Here is a 1,482-nt window from a genome sequence, read left to right on the forward strand (position 1 = left end):
CGCTTAACTTTTTGACTGATTTGTGATGCGCCGTGGATTAAAACGTCGCCTTCTGATCCTTGAATATCGCAGTGAATAAAGTCGATTATTTCAAGTCCGTCGAATATCTCATCGAGGGTTCTGACTGGTACCTCCTCATGTGGAACAGACCGCCCGACGTAATCGACATCGGGCGCCGCATAGGCGGCTTGCCCACCATTTTCAAAAGCGCTTCTGACGATCGGAAAAAAGACAGTTCCTTTTCTGATGCCTACTGCTCCATGGATGGCCATACTCTCGACTTTCGGAATGGAAAGGTTGTCGGTGAGGCCGTTTGCCGAGAGATTTTTTGAAATGAGAGCGTGGAAATAAGCGCTGGCCTCCACTGCTCTGATGGCGACGTTCTTGCCCTGGCGCTTCGCAAGTACTCCAGCTATTGCAGCCCATGGTGCATAGCTTGATCCAAGTTCAACCATGGAAAAGCTGTCATCCCTAGTATTCTCAAGACTGTCGAGTAGCGCATAATACTCGATGGCCTCGGCTCGTACCCCGTCATTCGGAATGGGCGGACTATCGAAGGTGTCGCCATCGCGTGCTGCGGCCCACGGAACGCAATCGGTAGGTGTTTTCGTCCCGAAGTAATCGGTTACATACCCGGGTGTTCCTTGAGAAATTTTTCGGTATTTGGCAAATAAGTCAAGGTCGGATGCCTCCCAGCCACCAAAAAAATCTGCCCCAAGAGCCTGCCTTGCCGAAATAGATCGTTGAATTTGCTCAGAAAAATCCATTCTTTTCCTCAAACATCGTTATCGATATTGTTGAACAGAAAAATAGGATGCAGGAGTCGCTTTCGTCCGCTGGGTGCCAGCCTGGCCAATCCGGCACGTCGATTGTCAGTGATCGTCTTCCGCCCCTGACGACGGCTATTCTACGAGAGCAAGAAGGTCAATGCTTAGAAATGTTGCTCCGCGGTCCATGGCCGTGATCGTCGTGACGGTGTTGAGCATCGCTTCAAACGTTAGCGAATTATATCGATCGGCGCCGAGGGGACCTCGAGCGGCGTGCTTTCGTCTGTGGTGATGTGTGCCTCTCTGAGTGCCGGCGTATCTCTGTAATGCGGCCCACGACTAGTCAATCTAGACGTGAGGGCGTTACAAAACATTCGAATGAACTTGCTTCAACGCCTGGGCGCCTCGCCGATCTCGCAGTTGTCGTCAGCAAATCGTCCCGCTACTGAGGCCTGATCGTTACGGCAAACCTTCCGAAGAAATTCCCGTATGTAGAACAAAGCGGAATGCCATCCAACCTGGTCCTATAGTCAATTATTTACCGGGAGAGCTCAGACCGGGGGAACAACACATGAAATAATGGCTCAAACAGTGGCTAAGGTTCGTCGTTCACGTTTCCAGTGTGCCGAGTCTCGATCTGCAACATCATCTGCCTGGTTATGTTATCGACGTTGATCCGGATGCACAGTCCACGCGGTGGAGTCGTCGTAATATC

1 protein-coding gene is annotated in these 1,482 nt (G+C 51.2%); it reads right to left on the reverse strand.

The annotated features are described in order from the left end of the window. Nucleotides 1-767: FkbM family methyltransferase (locus tag JMF90_RS36760; protein WP_201326312.1), on the reverse strand; the 767-nt coding region annotated here is incomplete at its 3' end. Between the last annotated feature and the right edge of the window lie 715 nt (nt 768-1,482).

It is taken from the genome of Burkholderia sp. E168m23, assembly GCF_016586125.1.
Classification (GTDB): Bacteria; Pseudomonadota; Gammaproteobacteria; order Burkholderiales; family Burkholderiaceae; genus Burkholderia; species Burkholderia orbicola.